Raw genomic sequence first — 13,745 nt, 5'->3', positions numbered from 1 at the left:
GGCCAAGAGCCGGGTGCGCTACGGGTACTTCCGGATCTACATCCTGCTGCGCCGGGAAGGTTGGCGGGTGAATCACAAGAGGGTCCACCGCCTCTACAGGGATGAGGGCCTCAGCCTGCGGCTCAAGCGGCCGCGCCGGCACGTCAGCGCGGCACACCGTGAGCGTCAGCCTGCTGCGCTCCGGCCGAACGAACGCTGGTCGATGGACTTCGTCTCCGACGCGCTGTTCGACGGCCGCCGGCTGCGGGCCCTGACGGTCGTCGATGCATTCACGCGCGAGGCTCTGGCGATCGAGGTCGACCAGGGCATCAAAGGCGAACAGGTCGTGGCTGTCGTCGGCCGCTTGGCGCTGCTGCGCGGAGCACCATGCGCGATTCAGGTCGATAACGGGCCTGAGTTCGTCTCGAAAGCCCTCGACCGCTGGGCCTACGAGAACGGTGTCACGTTGGACTTCTCACGGCCCGGCAAGCCGACCGACAACGCGCTGGTCGAGTCGTTCAACGGCCGGCTGCGCGACGAGTGCCTGAACGCGAACTGGTTCTTGTCGTTGGCCGACGCGAGGAGCAAGATCGAGACGTGGCGGCGGCACTACAACGAGAGCCGTCCTCACACCGCCCTGGGGTGGCGAACACCCCAGGAATTCGCCCTAGCGGCGGCCCTGCAGGCCGCCGAATGAGATCCGGAAGCTCACCTTCCGGCCGGACCAAAATCCGGGGGACCCTCATGAGATCCGGAAGCTCACCTTCCGGCCGGACCAAAATCCGGGGGACCCTCATGAGATCCGGAGGCTCACCTTTCGGCCGGACCAAAATCCGGGGGACCCTCACGAGGCCACCGTCGCGCTGGCCCATTACATCGATGGCTTCTACAATCCCCGCCGCCGTCGCTCAGCGCTGGGCTACACCAGCCCTATCCAGTTCGAGAGGGGCTTCACCCACCAAACCGCTCTCCATTAAACCGGAGCAAGTCCACTCAGTCGTTGCGGCGCTGCCGTGGAGAACCTGTCCCATAGCGCGTCCCTCCATGCGGCGTCAGTTGTACCACCACACAGCGGGACCAAACATCTAGGTCGCGAACCCATAACGGCTGGCACGGTTGAACCGCGGCGTCGTTAGCCCTCTGAGCAGGAGGGCCTTGATGGCGCGGTTTGATCTGACGGATGCGGAGTGGGCGGTGATCGAACCGCTGTTGCCGACGGACGTGCGCGGCAAGGAGCGCGTGGATGATCGGCGGGTGCTGAACGGGATCTTCTGGCGGCTGCGCACGGGCGCGCCCTGGGCCGACATCCCGGCGCGCTACGGCCCACACACGACCTGCGGCAACCGTTTTCGGCGCTGGCGCAAGCGTGGCATCTGGGATCGGCTTTTGGACGCGGTGTCAAAGGCTTACGACGGCGACCTGCAGATGATCGACGCGACCAGCGTGCGGGTTCACCAGCATGCCGCCTGCGCCCAAAAAAAGACGGCCGATCCGGTGGCATGGGTCGCTCGCGCGGCGGCCTGACGAGCAAGATCCACGCGCTGGTAGATGCCGACGGCCGTCCGGTGGCGCTCAAGATCACCGAGGGTCAAGCGCACGATGGGCGCGCGGCGGCCGACATGCTGGGCGGTCTGGGCACGGGCCAGATCCTGCTGGGGGATCGAGCCTATGACAGCGACGCGCTTCGCACTCGGATGGCGGAGCAGGGCGCCTGGGCGAACGTGAAGCCGATGCCCAACCGCAAGCGAGTACCGGCGTTCAGCCCGTTCCTGTACAAGTACCGCAACTTGGTCGAGCGCTTCTTCAGCAAGATCAAGCACTTCCGGGCCGTCGCCACCCGTTACGACAAGGATCCCGACAACTTCCTAGCCAGCGTCAAGCTCGCAGCCCTGCGGGTCTGGCTGCGAGCTTAATGAGTCCGCGACCTAGGGCGTCTCTGCAAACTCGGGGCAGGCACACGAAACCTACGAGTTCACTCCCTTCGGCGCTCGGCAGACAGAGCGAAGCCGCTGCCAAATACGCTCGAAGAAAGCAAAAAGCTGACGCGCTCGCACGAATGAGACAGTTTGCAGAGACGCCCTAGAAGCCTTTGGCTGGCCAATGGCGTTCGACGCCGACCCCCTTATGAGGCGCAGGACGCGCTGATCTTCATCTTGGCCAAGGGCTCGCCCGAAGGCCGGATACGTTTATGCGGACTGCTCAGACCAGCGGATCCAGAGCCACTTGCGGACGGGGCGGGCCATACGTTCGCCGCCGGCGGCGCAGCGGTGGGCAGTGCGGGGCGATCGTCGCAAACTGCTCGTCCGTCCGCAAAAAGTGATCCATCGGCTCCTTCAGCAGGGGGCCTCGAATCACGTCACCTCGGACGGCACTACCGTTATGGGTCCGGACGCTTGAATGTTGATGCGGCGATTCCAAGCCGCCCGCCCTTATGAGTGGGCGAACAGGGGAAGGCAACGAGCTGGAGGTGATGTCTCCCCGCCTTAAAAGGCGGGGCTTCCGTGCCCGGACGGGCACGGCGTCTCACATCCGAGACGGGCGATGTTCCGCGCGGCGTTCTGGTCGCGGTCGTGTTCCGCCCCGCAATCGCCGCACGTCCACCGCCTGATGCCGAGACCAGCAAGTCCGCGGGGGCCGGTGAGGCAGCCGCAGGACGAGCAGGCCCGGGTCGTGTTGGCTTCGTCCACCTCGGCGTAGGCCACCCCTGCGTGATCGCATTTGTAACGGAGCATACCGCGCAACATCGACCATCCGGCGTCGAGCACGCTCTTCGCCATCCGGGTCTTCGTCATCGCCGAGGCCGACACGTCGCCGACCGTGATCCTTTGGGCGCGGTCCACCAGCGCCCGCGAAAACTTGTGAAGGGTGTCCTTGCGTCTGTTGGCGATCTTGGCGTGGATCGACTTCACCTGCCGCTTGCGCCCCTTGCGCTGCGCCTCGGCGAGCTTGGGTTCGAGGTCGCGGTAGAACCTTGCCTGCTCAAGCTCCTGCCCGTCCGAGCACTTCGCCACGGACTTGAGCCCGAGATCGACGCCGACCTCATCGCGCCCTTTGCCGAGGGAGCGCGGCATCTCGCACACGAGGTTGCAGTACCACCGGCCCCGTGCGTCCTGCGAAAAGTTGCCCGACTTGATCCGACCCTCGACGGCGCGATGCTGCCACAGGCGGAATCGCTGGCCGCGCAGGAGCACCGTCTCCCCGTCGAGCGCGACGTCCTGGTTCGTGAACGGGACCCAGCCGAGGGCGCGCTTCGGCCCCCGGCTCGCGCGCCAGCGTAGCTTCGGGCGGTGGGCGGCGCGCCGCTTGAGGACGTACTCGTCGATGACTTCCTGGACGACCTGGGACGGGAGGCCGAGCAGCTTGCCGCTGCCCTTGGTCAGGTCGCGGAACTGCTTCTTCGTCGCCCAAAGCGTGCCACGGTCCGCGGACCGGGCGCTGATCTCGTTGACGTAGTTCCAGACGGTGTTCACCGCGTTGGCGAGCGCGGTCAGGCGCTTGCTGCTCGTCGCGTCCTTGACGCGGAAGCTGAAGGCTTTCAGAACCAGTTGGTCTGTCGCTGTGCTCACAGACGACGCATACGGCATAACGGCGGTTTGGTCTATGGAGCTTCGCACCGGGCGGCACGTGGTCTTCGCCCTGCACGCGCACCTCGTTTTCACGACCAAGCGTCGCGGCAAGGTGCTGACCCGCCCCCACCTCGACCGACTGCAGGTGATCTTCGCAAGCGTGTGTGCGGACTTCGAGGTGGAGTTGCGCGAGTTCAACGGCGAGCGGGACCACGTCCACCTGCTGGTGTTCTACCCGCCGAAGGTGCGGCTCTCGGAGCTGGTCAACAGCTTGAAAGGCGTGTCGAGTCGCCTGCTGAAGAAGGAATTCCCCGAGATCGCCTCGTTCTGGTCCGTGAAGAAAAGCCGGGGAGTCCTCTGGACGCCGAGCTATTTCGCCGGATCGGTCGGTGGCGCTCCGCTTTCGATTCTGAAGCAGTACATCGAGAACCAAGGTCGCTGATCGCGGCTGCCGCCGCGGGCGCGCTTACATCCTCTCCCTGAAGGGAAAGGGATTAGCGCGCGTTCCGCTAAGCCAAGACTGCACCTGTGTTGAAACGCCGTGGACGATGAAGCAACTCGACATGGCGAAGATTCCGGGAGGCGTCAGGGCAAGCTTCGTCTCCGGCGGAAAGCCTCTTCGTATGGCGGTATGCCGATCATGGCTCCGGTTCTCATGTGGTTCGAAGCAGGGGGTGTTCAGATGGAGGCGACGACCAGCACGCCAGAGAAGGCCGCGAGCAGGCCGACGATGAGGGGAAGGGTCAGCAGAGGATCGAACATCGTGGTTCTCCGCGGCGGGACGATCGCGCCATGATCCTGAGTGCCGGTGGATTGGTGGATCCGCGTGCGGCTGCGCACAAGTGCCAGCCGGCGACGAGACGAGATCTTGAAGGGATGTGCTTGCGATGCTCGCGCCAAGCCTCCTCGCGTTCACGACGCGCACGGTTGCACTCCACGCGAACGCAGTTGGGGTTTGCGGAGCAGGTCCACCTGGTCGGGAGTGGGATAGATCCGATTTCTGTGGCCGTCCGCGAACGCCATCGGGGCAGTCCAAAGATTCGCGCTCCGTTCGGCAGCGCGGGCTGGGTCGCGTTCATCCCGGCGTAGAAGCCGAGGCATTGCGCACGCTTCAGGTAACAAGATCGCTGCGGTCGACGAAAGCCGAGTAATTACACGCGACTCAGAGGTCGTTCGTAAAGCGGTGGTCATGGAAAGGGCTTCAATGGCAGCTCGCATGTTCGGCCCGATCCTATGCCCCGCAGCCGCTGGTCCAGCCATGGTCTCCTCGTCGAATCCAGGGATCGCTTGGGAACACGATTTCGCAGTCAGCCATTGGAGACGAGGGCGATGCAAACCGCCTTCGCGATGGATCGGCCTACCATCCCGCGCTTCAACGTCATCGCACCGAGGGACACTCCATGACTTTCCTGTCCGTTGGTGCGACGACACTGCCGGTCACCGGCCGAAAGCTCCGATCTAGCCATGACATTCTACCAACAGGGTGACGCTATCGCATCCGGTTCACTCCCGTTCCGCTACGAAGGGGTTGCTTACATCGACCGCTTCGCCGACGTGCTCGACGAGGCGCGCTACGTGCCGATTCCCGACGACTGGTTCGTAGCATTGTCGGATGTGGTCCGCTCGACGGCTGCGATCGAGCAGGGGCGTTACCGCGCCGTCAACTTCGCCGGCGCTGCGGCGATCACGGCGGTGCGCAACGCGCTGCCGGGCGTCGACGTGCCTTTCGTGTTCGGCGGCGATGGTGCGAGCCTGCTCGTTCGGCCGGAGGATCGTGGGACCGTGGAGGCGGTACTCTCCCAGACGGTGACCTGGGTCGGAGAGGCTCTCAACCTCGACCTGCGTGCGGCGCTGATCCCAATCTCTGCCGTGCGCGCGGCTGGGCGCGACCTGCGCGTAGCTCGATACCGTGCTTCCGTACAGGTCGATTATGCGATGTTCTCCGGCGGCGGTCTCGCCTGGGCGGAGGCGGCGATGAAACGGGGCCTGTATTCGGTTCCGCCTGCACCCAGGGGGGCAAGGCCCGACCTGACTGGCCTGTCCTGCCGCTTCGCGCCCGTCCCGGCTTCCGAGGGCATCGTCCTATCGCTCATCGTCGTGCCATGCCCGAACGTCGACCGGACAAGTCTGCACACCGTCCTCTCCGACCTGATCGAAGCCGTCGAAGCGAGCCCGGCCATGGGACGGCCTCTCCCGGAACAGGGCCCGCGCATGCGGCCGCCGTGGGCCGGACTCGGCACAGAGGCGCGCGCCGCCGGCCCATTGGCGGGCTCGCTCGCTCTCCGTAGTGCCCTGCTCTTCACGAAACGCTGCTGGTCTTTCGCTTTGTTCCGCTCAGGACTACCGGTCGGACCTTTCTCGCCGCGCGCCTACGGTCGCGAACTCGCGGCCAACGCAGATTTCCGCAAGTACGACGACGGCCTGCGCCTCACCGTGGCCTGCCCGTCCGCGACCGTCGACGCGATCGAAACGCAACTGGCGGCGGCGATGCGAGCCGGCCTCGTGCGCTACGGCCTTCATAAACAGGATTCGGCGATTGTGACCTGCATCAGTCCGTCGCCGCTCAGTGCCGATCACCTCCACTTCGTGGATGGCGCTTCCGGCGGCTATGCCCGCGCTGCCCTCCAACTGAAACGGGTTGAGGATGAACAAAGCGAACATCCCAGTCCTCGCCGGCCTTGACCTATTCAGGTGTGGATCGCCTTCGCAGCGTGATCGCGCCGGCGCCGAGGTCTGTCGACAGGACCGCGAACATCGCGTCCGCCTCATGAACCTTCACGGCGATGCGCAGTGCGCCTGTCACGGCGGTGTCGGGCAGGAGAGCTTGATCCCAGCCGTCCGCATCGGGCTCATTCTGGCGTTCGCGCGATGATGGACCAAAAAGGACGCGTAACAGGGTGGCTTGACCAAGCGAACGGAGTGGAAGGGAAACGGCAAGCACCGAAATGCGGAGATCTCTATGCATCGTGTCCTCATCGTCGGGCTCGCTCTTTGCCTTTCGGGGCCTGCCCTCGCCCAAAACACCGGCAGCGGCCAGCAAACGGGCGGACCGGCTCGGGATCGAATCAGCGCGACCGGCGGTCGCCAGAAGCCGGTTGCTACTCCCGACCCGAGGCGGCTCGGTTCTGGCAGCCATGCCGGCGGTACGCTCAACAATCGACGGCCCTCGACTGGACCGCGTGAGGCATCACCTGTGGTGAAGCGGAGCCGCTCTGTGTCCCGCTACGGATCCGGTTCGCGCGCCGGTGGCCCGCTGCCTCGCTGAAGCATCGTGTCCCAGGACCAGAACTTGAACCCACCGGATCCAATGCAAGCGCCAGCCCCCGACGCACTAACTCTTCGGGACCTCGGTCAAGTCGTTCTCGTCTTTCAAGGCGGCGGCGCACTGGGGGCCTATCAAGTCGGCGTCTACCGCGCCTTGCACGAGGCTGGAGTCGATCCCGACTGGGTCATCGGCACCTCCATCGGTGCCATCAACGGTGTGTTGATCGCCGGCAACTCACACGGGCAGCGCCTCGAACGCCTCCGCACGTTCTGGCGCCGCATCGAGCACGGTGCCCTGCGCGAACAGCTATCGGCTTGGCCTGGCTTCGGTCCAATGACCGTCCATTGGTCCACGATCATGCAGGGGGTGGCAGGATTTTTCACCCCCAACCCCTTCGCGCTGGCAAACCCTCACTGGCCGCTCGCACCTGAGTCGGTCGGCTACTACACCATGGCGGCCCTGCGTGAGACGCTTGCTGACCTCGTCGATTTGAAGCAGCTCAACGGCGGCGGCTGCAGGCTGACGGTCGGCGCTGCGCATGTGTGTACCGGCCAGATGCGCTACTTCGACAGCCGCGATGAAGTTCTGGACCTCCGTCATGTCTTGGCATCCGGAGCGTTGCCACCGTCCTTCCCACCTGTGCGTATCGGTGACGATCTGTACTGGGACGGGGGCATTCTTTCGAACACGCCCGTTGAAGCGGTGTTCGATGACAACCCGCGGCGCGATGGGATCATCTTCGTCGTGCATATGTGGAACCCGTCCGGCCCTGAACCTCGGACCATCTGGGAGGTGGTCAACCGTCAGAAGGATCTCCAATACGCCAGCCGCGCTCACAGCCACATCGCCCGTCAGAAGCAGACGCACCGGCTCCGCCACGTCATTGCGGAACTCGCCCGCCGGCTTCCCGCAGAGGTCGCGGCCGAGCCGGAGATCAAGGCACTGACGGCGTATGGCTGCCTGACCCGCATGCACGTGGTGCGGCTACTCGCACCGCGGCTTGAGGCAGAAGACCATATGCGCGACATCGATTTCAGCCCGAACGGGATACGAGCGCGTGAGGAGGCCGGTTACCTGCACGCGCGGCGTGTGCTCGCTGAGGCGCCGTGGAGACGAGAGGTCGACCCTCTTGAAGGCTTCGTACTGCATGAGGCTGAGGCAGATCAGGCTGCGGTCACCCGATGAGGCGCCTGTGAGAGGAGAATTTGTGGAACGAATGACGAACGACGCGCAGGCGCAAATCCGATCGGAAGGCGCATCGCAACGACTGGTCGCCTCAACCGTGACGCGCCTCTCGCTCGAGCTTTCGTGTGCATGTCTGTCCGATTGGAAGGCGCCCTTTGCGAGGACCGTCTTTCAAACGTCAGAGCTATCATACTCCGTATGTCGAGCCGCTAGTTGCAAGGCTAGGATTGGATGTGGCAAGCTTTTCCTGATCAAAAACAATGATTAGGTCGGGAAACTCCCAGACGGCCGCAAGCCAAAGCCGCGCCATGTCGACCCGGAAGTATTGATGCGTGAAGATGTTCCTGATACCGGCCATGCCCGCCCCATCGATTTCGCCGTGTCTAATATTCAAATCCTCAAGTGACTTCTTCACGACCTCTCTCAGCTCGGTCACAGCCTCCTTGAGGGCGCGGTACCTATCCCAATCGGTCGTCGGCATCAGCTCGAAGCCATCCTGGGTCGGATTTGAGGCGTACCGCACAGCGCCACGTGCCGCGTCCGGAAGGTCTTCGAGAAGCAGTTCGAGGTCGCGCGGCATCAGAACACCGCCACGGCATCGCGTTCCGCCGACGCTGCGAAGCGAGGATACAGATTTAGCCATTCCGCCAGATAGACCGGATGACCTAGGATCTCGGCTAGGTCGCTTTTTAGTCTTACGAAGCCCGTGAGCGACATGCAGGTATCCGATGATACTTCGATCAGGTTGTCGATGTCGCTATCGGTCCGGTTCTCGCCGCGGGCCGTAGAGCCGAAAATGGACATCCTGGTGATGCCCCGGGCGTCGAGGGCCGCTTCCGCGCGCGGAGAGCGGAGATCACTTCCACGAGGATTAGTGGGCGCTGCCGGTCCCCGGAAGCCAAATGATCTTCGACGAGCCGTCTTAAGGTCAAAGCACCCACATTCAGACGTAGAAGAACGTGAGCGTATCGAGTCGATCAATGAATTCGGCCGCTTACCAGTAGGGCATGCCAAACTCAGGTTCCCTTCACACGGGAGGCGTCGCGGTGCGGGCCGTCAGCAGCCGGTACAGATCGAGGTCACGATGAGCCGGTGGAGCTCGCCGCTCTTGCGGTCGAGGTCCGGCGTGGTCCCGCTGCGCCCGTCGAGGGTAAGGCCGGCCGGCTTCGTGGTTCCGTTCATAGTCACGTGGCGAAGCTGCGCCTTCGGCAGTGCAGCGGTTGCGACGACTCTCGGCGCGTCGATCGGCGCGGCTCGAACCGGGAGGGTGGCGATGGTGAAAAGGGCGATGACAGCAAGGGCGGAGCGGATCATGGCGGTGTTCCTCGACACGGTGCTTGGCAGAGGATGTTCAGGCGTAGGCGACGATCATCAGGCCGAAGAAGGCGGCCAGGGTGCCGATCACCGGGGCGAGTGCGTAGAGTGGGTTGGGCATCGGAGGTCTCCGCGGCGCGACGATCGCGCCATGTCCATGAGTGCCGGCGGAGCGATGGATCCGCGTGTGGCCGCGCACATGAGCCTGTCGACGGATCAATCCGGGCCTGCCATAAATCATGCGGTGCTGGTGCCCGGCGGGGACGCGGGATGGCTGTAGGCCGAACCTCGTTGCAGCTGTCTGTAGGGCGACGGACCGGGCAAACAGTCTGAAGTATCAGCATCCACGCCTGTGACGGGAGCTTGCTTCGAGCGCTGGCGATCTTAAGGATGATTCCGAAGGAACGGCCACCCGTGCCGCGTGCGGCCCAAACCCGATGCTTTCGCTTCCGCGAGAGGTCTGGCACAACCTGGTGACTGCCTGCGCTGCCCCGATCCAACCGGATTGCACACGCTCAGGCCCTCGCTGCCCGAGGCACGTGATGCTCAAGTTCTACTTCAACCTGTCTCCGAATCCGAGCAAGGTCGCGCTCCTGCTGGAGGAGCTCGGTCTGGACTATGAACCCGTGCCGGTGGATACCCGCCGCGGCCAGCAGTTCGAGCCTGCCTTCCTCGCCGTGAACCCGAATGGAAAGGTGCCCGCCATCGTCGACGGCGAGGTCACGGTCTTCGACAGCAACGCGATCCTGCTCTACCTCGCCGAGAAGGCCGGCCGCTTTCTACCCGCCGGTGCAACCGAGCGGGGACCGCTTCTGTCGTGGCTGATGTTCGTGGCCACCGGGATCGGTCCGTTTTCAGGGCAGGCCGTGCATTTCCGGCACTTCGCGCCGGAGCCGGTGCCGTATGCCCGTGAGCGCTATGCCTACGAGGCACGCCGCCACTACGGCGTGTTGGAAAGCCACTTGGCAGGTCGCCGGTACATGGTCGGCGACACCTACACCATCGTCGACATGGGCGTTTGGGGTTGGGCACGGATGCTGCCGTTCGTGCTCGGCGAGGATGCTTGGGACAAGCTGCCGAACGTGAAGCGACTTCACGACGAGATCGCCGCGCGTCCGGCTGCGCAGAGAGCGCTCGGGTTGAAGGACCGCTTCAGTTTCAAAGCCGAGATGGACGATGAGGCGCGCGCTCACATGTTCAAGCACATCGCCGAAGGGTGAAATGAAGAGTTAGGCACCGTCGTCATAGCTGGACGGTGCCACGTCGGTCGAACAGAAAATGCCGCTCACTTCATCATGCCGAGTGACGGCTCTTCCTGTCCGACCCGGAGCATCAGAGGCCAGACGCATCAAATCAACACTTCATCGATGACACGGAGTACAACGACGCGGCATCATTTTCATACTTTACGGCTACGAAGGCGAGTAACCGCGACCCAGGGCGCGGCGAACGGATGAGAAGCTTCCATGCATCGCTCGCAACTCGGAGCCTCGACAATGCGATACGCCGCAACCCTTCTCGCCCCCGTGCTCCTGTCGTCCGTCTTGGGGCCTGCCGGCGCGGCTGAGCGCCCGGTGGTCGTCGAGCTGTTCACTTCGCAGAGTTGCTCGTCGTGTCCGCCCGCCGAGGCGCTGCTCGGTCGGCTTGCTCACGAGGGTGCGGACGTGCTGCCGCTCGCGTTCCACGTGACCTACTGGAACCACCTGGATTGGCGTGACGCCTATTCCCTGCCGGCCGCGACGGCGCGTCAGAGCGCCTACGCGGCGCGGTTGCGTGGTCCGAGCTATACGCCTCAGGCCGTCGTCGATGGTCACCTGGACGTTCTCGGCTCCGACGAGGCGGCGTTGCGCGCCGCCGTCGCACGCGCACGCGCTTGGCGATCGGTCCCCGTCTTCCTGGTGCGGGATGGCGGCGGCTTGGCGGTGAAACTCGGAGCCGCGAGCGGTTCCGGATCGGTCGTGCTGGTCGGGTTCGACCCGAGTCACACGACGCGGGTTGCGCGGGGCGAGAATGCCGGTCGCACGATCGAGCAGGCCAACATCGTGCGTTCGCTGCGCGAGATCGGCCGATGGTCGGGTGCCGCGATGACGCTCAGCACTCCCCTACCGGCAGGCGAGACCGCGGCGGTGCTGGTCCAAGCACCTGACGGGACCATCCTCGGCGCCGCACGCCTTTAGTCGGACGGCGACACTCGAACCGGCCGTCGCCCGGTGATCCCCGCCGTTTCTCCACCTGACGGAGAGCTTTTCGCATCGCTCCTCGTCATTACCTCTGCTGTCGATGAGAGCGTAGGCGGGCCGGGGCAAAAATCGGCGGGAGTCGGATGGCGCTCGAAGAGGATCTCGCCCGCTTGCTGGCGGCAGCGCAAGCCGGCGACGCGGCGGCCTACCGGATTCTCCCGAAGGCATGCCTGACGGTGGTGGCGGGCATTGCCCGGCGCAGGGGGTGAGGGGCGAGGCAGTGGACGATGTCGTGCAGGACGCGCTCATGACGGTGCATCGGGCGAGAGCGGGCTATGACCCCCGCCGACCCTTCCTGCCGTGGCTGCACGCGATTGCCCGACGCCGGGGGATCGACCGATTGAGGCGGGCGGGCCGCGGTCCGCAGGAGGTCCACGATCCCCTGGCCTATTGCGCCGAGGTCGATCCCGGCCCCGCTACCGGCACGGCGCCGGGGGCGGGCGGGCGAAGCATGGCACTGGCTCGCGCAGTCGCCGCCCTGGCGGAGTGCCAACGTCAGGCGATCGAGAATCTCGGCCTGCGCGAGTTGTCGCTGGACGACACCGCGCGACTCATCGGCCGCAGCAAGGGAGCGCTGAAGGTCAACCTGCACCGAGCCATCGAGGCTCTGCGCGCCAGCCTGATCCAGGAGAAGGAGTGATGGTCACGCTCAGCCCTCACGACAAGCTTGTCGCGGACCTCGCTGAAGGATTGAAACCCGTGCGGCCGCTGCCTGCGCCGTGCGTTCGTGCCGTGTTCTGGTTCGGGGGGGCGATGCTCGTCGGACTGATCCTAGCAACACGGATGGATGCGGGCGATTTTCTGATCCGGATGCGCGCACCGAACCTGATGCTCGCCGCGCTCGGGGCCATGTCGACGGCGGTGACTGCATCCCTCGCCGCCTTCGCCACCGCCGTGCCGGGACGCTCCGGCGCTTGGGCGCTGCTGCCGCTGCCCGCCGTCGTCCTGTGGATCGGCGCGAGCGGCCTGGGCTGCCTGTACGTTCGGATTGTTCCCGGCACCGGCATCTCCGGGCCCCACGACATGACGATGTGCCTCGGTGTCCTGGTCTGTGTGTCTGTGCCGCTTTCGGCGCTGATGGTCGTCATGGTGCGCCGGGCCTGCCCGCTTCGGCCGAACCTGACGGCGGCGTTGGGGGGCCTGGCCGTCGCCGCGGTCGCCGCGACGATGCTGATGCCGTTCCACTCCTACGACGCCACCGCGACGGATCTCGCCTTGCACGCCGCCGTCCTGCTCGGCGTGATCGGACTCAACAGGATCCTGGCCGGTCCCCTGCTCGCAGGACGAGGCTGATGCTGCGAGGCCTGATGTGCGAGCGCAGGAAGTTTGTCGGCAGGAGCGGGTAGTGTGTCGGCCTGGGCGCGCGAAGTTTGTCGGCGCGCGCCCAGACCCGTCTGATCATCGAGTTCCGGCCCCGAATGCGTGAGCGGGTTTCTTTGCGCCCGAGGCCACTAGCCCGCGCCGGACAAGCGCGACCGTCTTGCGGCCGTCTACGACCCGGCCAGCGTCGAGGCGTTCGAGGGTCACTGCATCAGAGTCTATTTGCTTGGCTTAAGTATCTGGGCGTTGGCTTCCGTGACCCTGGCCCGCAGGCCATACCTCAGGGCGGACCACTCCAGTGGGGGCGGATCAGGTCGGATTAAGGAGCACGCATACCGTCTGAGCTCTGGCGAGGACTCGCACGCCTCACCCCATGCGTGAATCCTACCTCCGCGTCAGTGCACTCGGATGGGCGCCAAGCCGAATGTCCGATTCTGCGCGCGATGGCGATCCGGCATGACGTCGTCTGGCCGAAGAACGAACCCGCTGCGCGGGAGGGTGCGTGTGGTGAGGGCGCGGTAGGGTCGGGACCGTCGCGTATCGTTTGAGGCCCGTCGGAGGCGGGCCGAGCATCGCGGCTCCTTCATCCGAGGAGCCCCACGATGCACGATCTTCTCCCCGCCAGCGCGGTCAGCCCCCTGCGCCAGCGCCTGATCGATGACATGAGCCTGCGCCGGTTCTCGCACGAGACCCAGCGCAACTACATCCGCGACGTCGGCCGCCTCGCCACCTTCCTCGGGCGCCGGCCCGACACGACCACCGCGGAGGACCTGCGCCGCTTCCAGGTCGAGCAGCGCGAGGCCGGCGTGCCGGTGCCGACCCTCAACGCCATCGTCTCGGCATTGCGCTTCTTCTTCACCCACACCCTCGACCGGC

At 65.2% G+C, this 13,745-nt stretch carries 17 protein-coding genes and 1 pseudogene; 11 read left to right on the top strand and 7 right to left on the bottom strand.

What is annotated here, in order from left to right:
* A pseudogene (locus MFF56_RS31220) lies at nt 1-676 on the top strand (IS3-like element ISMex11 family transposase); the annotation flags it as partial.
* A gap of 461 nt (nt 677-1,137) precedes the next feature.
* A protein-coding gene (locus MFF56_RS31210) for an IS5 family transposase (RefSeq protein ID WP_179696863.1) occupies nt 1,138-1,892 on the top strand; the annotation gives its coding sequence in 2 pieces (ribosomal slippage) (nt 1,138-1,462 and nt 1,462-1,892; 756 coding nt in all).
* A 570-nt stretch (nt 1,893-2,462) separates the two neighbouring features.
* Here MFF56_RS31210 and MFF56_RS31205 read toward each other — a convergent pair.
* Nucleotides 2,463-3,545: an RNA-guided endonuclease InsQ/TnpB family protein gene (locus tag MFF56_RS31205; RefSeq protein WP_206407101.1), complete on the bottom strand. Its 1,083-nt coding sequence runs from the start codon at nt 3,543-3,545 to the stop codon at nt 2,463-2,465.
* 34 nt (nt 3,546-3,579) lie between these two features.
* Here MFF56_RS31205 and tnpA point away from each other — a divergent pair, with 34 nt between their 5' ends.
* Nucleotides 3,580-3,987: an IS200/IS605 family transposase gene (gene tnpA / locus MFF56_RS31200; RefSeq protein ID WP_059410226.1), complete on the top strand. Its 408-nt coding sequence runs from the start codon at nt 3,580-3,582 to the stop codon at nt 3,985-3,987.
* 236 nt (nt 3,988-4,223) lie between these two features.
* On the opposite strand, the gene MFF56_RS31195 is transcribed toward tnpA, so the two are convergent.
* The gene (locus MFF56_RS31195) at nt 4,224-4,445 is read right to left on the bottom strand and encodes a hypothetical protein (RefSeq protein ID WP_179696861.1); all 222 of its coding nucleotides are present in this window, start codon (nt 4,443-4,445) and stop codon (nt 4,224-4,226) included.
* A 564-nt stretch (nt 4,446-5,009) separates the two neighbouring features.
* Between MFF56_RS31195 and MFF56_RS31190 the strand changes: the two genes are divergently transcribed.
* Nucleotides 5,010-6,227: a DUF3095 domain-containing protein gene (locus tag MFF56_RS31190; protein ID WP_059410225.1), complete on the top strand. Its 1,218-nt coding sequence runs from the start codon at nt 5,010-5,012 to the stop codon at nt 6,225-6,227.
* Nucleotide 6,228: 1 nt separating this feature from the next.
* On the opposite strand, the gene MFF56_RS31185 is transcribed toward MFF56_RS31190, so the two are convergent.
* Entirely contained in the window at nt 6,229-6,681 is a 453-nt protein-coding gene (locus MFF56_RS31185; RefSeq protein WP_179240057.1) for a hypothetical protein, read from the bottom strand.
* Between the two features lie 171 nt (nt 6,682-6,852).
* On the opposite strand from MFF56_RS31185, the gene MFF56_RS31180 reads away from it, so the two are divergent.
* On the top strand, nt 6,853-7,995 hold the full coding sequence (locus MFF56_RS31180) for a patatin-like phospholipase family protein (protein ID WP_179240058.1): 1,143 nt from the start codon (nt 6,853-6,855) through the stop codon (nt 7,993-7,995).
* Between the two features lie 187 nt (nt 7,996-8,182).
* Here MFF56_RS31180 and MFF56_RS31175 read toward each other — a convergent pair whose 3' ends face one another.
* From MFF56_RS31175 to MFF56_RS31160, 4 genes are all read right to left on the bottom strand, one after another.
* Nucleotides 8,183-8,575, bottom strand: a complete 393-nt coding sequence (locus MFF56_RS31175) for a HepT-like ribonuclease domain-containing protein (protein ID WP_043388069.1) — start codon at nt 8,573-8,575, stop codon at nt 8,183-8,185.
* Entirely contained in the window at nt 8,575-8,799 is a 225-nt protein-coding gene (locus MFF56_RS32385; protein ID WP_051976313.1) for a nucleotidyltransferase family protein, read from the bottom strand. Before MFF56_RS32385 ends, MFF56_RS31175 begins: the two co-directional genes overlap by 1 nt.
* A gap of 252 nt (nt 8,800-9,051) precedes the next feature.
* The gene (locus tag MFF56_RS31165; RefSeq protein ID WP_043388070.1) at nt 9,052-9,309 is read right to left on the bottom strand and encodes a hypothetical protein; all 258 of its coding nucleotides are present in this window, start codon (nt 9,307-9,309) and stop codon (nt 9,052-9,054) included.
* A gap of 37 nt (nt 9,310-9,346) precedes the next feature.
* A complete protein-coding gene (locus tag MFF56_RS31160; protein WP_158713320.1) occupies nt 9,347-9,508 on the bottom strand; it encodes a hypothetical protein in 162 nt (53 codons plus the stop codon).
* Between the two features lie 343 nt (nt 9,509-9,851).
* Between MFF56_RS31160 and MFF56_RS31155 the strand changes: the two genes are divergently transcribed.
* The 6 genes from MFF56_RS31155 to MFF56_RS31135 all read left to right on the top strand — a co-directional run.
* Nucleotides 9,852-10,529, top strand: coding sequence for a glutathione S-transferase family protein (locus MFF56_RS31155; protein ID WP_043388071.1), 678 nt, complete (start codon nt 9,852-9,854; stop codon nt 10,527-10,529).
* A 276-nt stretch (nt 10,530-10,805) separates the two neighbouring features.
* A complete protein-coding gene (locus tag MFF56_RS31150; protein ID WP_043388072.1) occupies nt 10,806-11,486 on the top strand; it encodes a DUF1223 domain-containing protein in 681 nt (226 codons plus the stop codon).
* 146 nt (nt 11,487-11,632) lie between these two features.
* Nucleotides 11,633-11,758 carry a hypothetical protein gene (locus MFF56_RS32190; RefSeq protein ID WP_278305567.1) on the top strand — a complete coding sequence of 42 codons (126 nt, stop codon included), beginning with the start codon at nt 11,633-11,635 and terminating at the stop codon, nt 11,756-11,758.
* Nucleotides 11,759-11,769: 11 nt separating this feature from the next.
* Complete coding sequence (locus MFF56_RS31145; protein ID WP_238232137.1) at nt 11,770-12,189, top strand: sigma-70 family RNA polymerase sigma factor; 420 nt, start codon at nt 11,770-11,772, stop codon at nt 12,187-12,189.
* Complete coding sequence (locus tag MFF56_RS31140) at nt 12,189-12,842, top strand: NrsF family protein (protein ID WP_043388073.1); 654 nt, start codon at nt 12,189-12,191, stop codon at nt 12,840-12,842. The genes MFF56_RS31145 and MFF56_RS31140 overlap by 1 nt, the downstream gene beginning before the upstream one ends.
* A gap of 629 nt (nt 12,843-13,471) precedes the next feature.
* Nucleotides 13,472-13,745, top strand: a 274-nt coding sequence (locus tag MFF56_RS31135; RefSeq protein WP_238232136.1) for a phage integrase N-terminal SAM-like domain-containing protein, incomplete at its 3' end; no start/stop codon positions are given.

The organism is Methylobacterium hispanicum (assembly GCF_022179285.1).
Taxonomy (GTDB): domain Bacteria; phylum Pseudomonadota; class Alphaproteobacteria; order Rhizobiales; family Beijerinckiaceae; genus Methylobacterium; species Methylobacterium hispanicum.
The sequence above is the reverse complement of the archived record's forward strand: the minus strand, read 5'-3'. Positions and strand labels throughout refer to the sequence as shown.

What these genes read in the sequence shown, in the direction of transcription:
- MFF56_RS32385 (WP_051976313.1), bottom strand. Translation starts at nt 8,799, where the DNA reads ATGTCCATTTTCGGCTCTACGGCCCGCGGCGAGAACCGGACCGATAGC.
- MFF56_RS31165 (WP_043388070.1), bottom strand. Translation starts at nt 9,309, where the DNA reads ATGATCCGCTCCGCCCTTGCTGTCATCGCCCTTTTCACCATCGCCACC.
- MFF56_RS32190 (WP_278305567.1), top strand. Translation starts at nt 11,633, where the DNA reads ATGGCGCTCGAAGAGGATCTCGCCCGCTTGCTGGCGGCAGCGCAAGCC.
- MFF56_RS31150 (WP_043388072.1), top strand. Translation starts at nt 10,806, where the DNA reads ATGCGATACGCCGCAACCCTTCTCGCCCCCGTGCTCCTGTCGTCCGTC.
- MFF56_RS31140 (WP_043388073.1), top strand. Translation starts at nt 12,189, where the DNA reads ATGGTCACGCTCAGCCCTCACGACAAGCTTGTCGCGGACCTCGCTGAA.
- MFF56_RS31175 (WP_043388069.1), bottom strand. Translation starts at nt 8,575, where the DNA reads ATGCCGCGCGACCTCGAACTGCTTCTCGAAGACCTTCCGGACGCGGCA.
- tnpA (WP_059410226.1), top strand. Translation starts at nt 3,580, where the DNA reads ATGGAGCTTCGCACCGGGCGGCACGTGGTCTTCGCCCTGCACGCGCAC.
- MFF56_RS31190 (WP_059410225.1), top strand. Translation starts at nt 5,010, where the DNA reads ATGACATTCTACCAACAGGGTGACGCTATCGCATCCGGTTCACTCCCG.
- MFF56_RS31180 (WP_179240058.1), top strand. Translation starts at nt 6,853, where the DNA reads ATGCAAGCGCCAGCCCCCGACGCACTAACTCTTCGGGACCTCGGTCAA.
- MFF56_RS31185 (WP_179240057.1), bottom strand. Translation starts at nt 6,681, where the DNA reads ATGGCTGCCAGAACCGAGCCGCCTCGGGTCGGGAGTAGCAACCGGCTT.
- MFF56_RS31155 (WP_043388071.1), top strand. Translation starts at nt 9,852, where the DNA reads ATGCTCAAGTTCTACTTCAACCTGTCTCCGAATCCGAGCAAGGTCGCG.